3 protein-coding genes are annotated in these 2,714 nt (G+C 45.3%); all 3 read right to left on the reverse strand.

What is annotated here, in order from left to right; all coding sequences use genetic code 11:
• Positions 1-834 (reverse strand): L-rhamnose isomerase (locus M3N64_RS13890; RefSeq protein WP_249104241.1); only part of this gene is annotated, 834 nt, incomplete at its 3' end.
• Positions 835-866: 32 nt separating this feature from the next.
• Positions 867-1,181: an L-rhamnose mutarotase gene (gene rhaM / locus M3N64_RS13895; RefSeq protein WP_249104244.1), complete on the reverse strand. Its 315-nt coding sequence runs from the start codon at positions 1,179-1,181 to the stop codon at positions 867-869.
• Positions 1,182-1,186: 5 nt separating this feature from the next.
• The gene (gene rhaB, locus M3N64_RS13900; RefSeq protein ID WP_249104248.1) at positions 1,187-2,641 is read right to left on the reverse strand and encodes a rhamnulokinase; all 1,455 of its coding nucleotides are present in this window, start codon (positions 2,639-2,641) and stop codon (positions 1,187-1,189) included.
• Between the last annotated feature and the right edge of the window lie 73 nt (positions 2,642-2,714).

The raw sequence follows: 2,714 nt of genomic DNA on the forward strand, positions 1-2,714 counted from the left end.
CGGCAGGAAAGCTGAGAATTTATCGGATACATCTTCGGTCGGATGGAAGTGACCGGCATCGATGGTCCAAAGTGTACCGCGTGTCAGCGCATAGGCTTCATAGAATTCGTGTGAGCCGACCGTGTAGGATTCTACTCCGGTGCCAAACAGCTTGCCTTCAACTGCTTCAATGGTGTATGCTTCATCCAATTTTTCCTTCAGGATTTCATCAAGTGATTCGATTAAACGCAAGCGTGGAGACAGTTTGTCAATTGGATTATCCTTATAGCCGTCCGGAATCCAGAAATTGTTCACTGACTGCTGGCCCAGTTCCTTGCCAAAATACTCGGCAATTTTACGGCTGCCTTTCCCGACCTCAATCCAGAAATCACGAATCTCCTTATCGGCGCTTGACAAAGTAAAGCCACTTGCTGATTTAGGATGCGAGAAGAATGTGCCGTTCATATCAAGACCGACGCCCTCTTCTTTTGCCCAGTCAACCCAGGATTGGAAATGGCGTGGGGCAAGTTCATTCAAGTCCACCTTTTCATCCGTATCCGCGTAGATACTGTGCAGCTGAACCTTGTGCTTGCCCGGAATAACCGACAATGCTTCGCTTAAATCTTTTCTTAACTGATCAACGGTCTTCGCGCGCCCAGGGTAATTACCACTGACTGAAATACCTCCTGTAAGATCCTGATCCGGAAACAGAAAACCAAGTACGTCATCCCCCTGCCAGCAGTGAATCGACAATTTTACTTTTTTCAGCGCATTGATTGCTTTCTCTGTGTCTACACCAATTTCCGCATAGCGATCTTTAGCGAGTTGATAGGCTTTTGTGATGGTTTCGCTCATTTAAATAACTTCCCTTCCTTTGGTGTGTACGATCAATCAAGATGAAATACTTCTTTTAAATCCAGGGCTACCGGACTGTTATCCGGATTAGTCTTCATCAATGGTTTCATGTAGGCCCACCATTTCTTGCAGATGTCGGTATTGGCAATTTCGTTATATTTTGCTACATTCGGAACTTCTAAATAGGCAAACAGTTCACCATTCTCTTCATTTAAGAAAATGGAATAGTTGGAAGCCCCATGATCCTTAAGTTCTTTCTTCATTTCTGGCCACAGCTCAGCATGGCGTTTCTGATATTCCTTATAAAATTCTTTGTGCAGGTACATGATCTGGCCGATTCTAGGCATGCAGCTCACCTCTCCTTAATGAATGCTTTATATTTATCCAGGACTTCGGCATACTTGTGCTCTTCCGGCGAATAGGTTTTGATATCAAACGATTGGGCGATCAGCTTTCTCGCCTGTACGAGGTTGCCAATTTCGCCATTGCTGATCATTTGAACAACCAAATTGCCGACTGCCGTAGCCTCAGAAGGACCTGCTTTGACGGTAATACCGGCGAGCGTGCTCGTCAGTTGATTCAGAAAAGCGACATTGCTCCCTCCGCCAACGATGTGCAGTACACGAATTGGCTTATGGACAATATTGCCAAGTTTCTCCAGCTCATTCGCATAAAACAGGGCTAAGTTGCAATACGCAGCCGCTACCAGTTCTCCTGTAGTCTGCGGAACTTTCTGCCCGGTTTCCTGGCAATAAGACTGAATTTCATCAATCATACTTTTCGGGTTGCTGAATCGTTCGTCATTTATATTGATAAACTGTTGAAAAGGTTCAACTGCCCCAGCCTGAGCAGCCATTTCTGCAAATGAGTATTTGTTATTCTGCTCGCGGCGGATACTTTGAACGATCCAAAGGCCCATAATATTTTTCAGAAAACGGTAGGTGCCATATGCGCCCCATTCATTTGTATAGTTTTCTTTAAAAGCTTCTGCACCGTTTTCCGGAACATTCAATTCCTTGCCAAGCAGCGACCATGTGCCGGAACTGAGAAATGCCCAGTCGTCTCCTTCGCCCGGAGTGCCAACTACTGCGGAAGCCGTATCATGTGTCGCTACCGTGATCACCTCACAGTCAGGAAGATCATATTGAAGGCGCCATTTATGACGAATGGAACCCAGAATGCTTCCTGATTCGGCCAGTCGCGGGAACTGCTCCGGATAGACATTGACTTTCGCAAGAAGATCTTTATCAAATAAGCCTTCTCTTAAATTAAGCATCTGTGTCGTCGATGCATTTGTTACTTCTGCAACCGCATTCCCGGTCAGCACGTAGCCGATGTAGTCGGGGATCATCAGGATCCGGTCCGTTTTCTTCAGATCTTCTTTATTTTCCTTGTACAATTGGTACAGCGTGTTCAGTTCCAGAAACTGAATGCCGGTTTTCTTGTAAATATATTCTTTTGAAAGGTCACCGGTCAGTTCTTCAATCGCATGCCGTGTTCGCTGATCACGATAGCTAATCGGATCCTGCAGTTTTTGCCCGTCCATACCGACAAGGACATAGTCCACTGCCCATGTGTCGATGCCAACTTTCGCTTTCTTGACGCCTAACTTCTTGGCCTTTTCCAATCCGATAAAAATCTCATCGATCAGCTGATCGATTGCCCAGCGATCATGGCCGTTGTTTCTGGTAAATCCGTTAACAAAACGATGGATTTCTTCAAGTTCCAACTTTTTCTGATTGTTGATTCTTCCGAGAATCAACCGGCCGCTTGATGCCCCAATATCAACTGCAATATAGTCACTCATCACCAATCACCTCTAAACAGAATCACCCATTTTTGGGCCACTGTGTTAATTAACTTGTGTTTCATTTTTTTCC

The sequence above is a fragment of the Sporolactobacillus mangiferae genome (assembly GCF_023336505.1).
GTDB classification, from domain to species: Bacteria; Bacillota; Bacilli; order Bacillales; family Sporolactobacillaceae; genus Sporolactobacillus; species Sporolactobacillus mangiferae.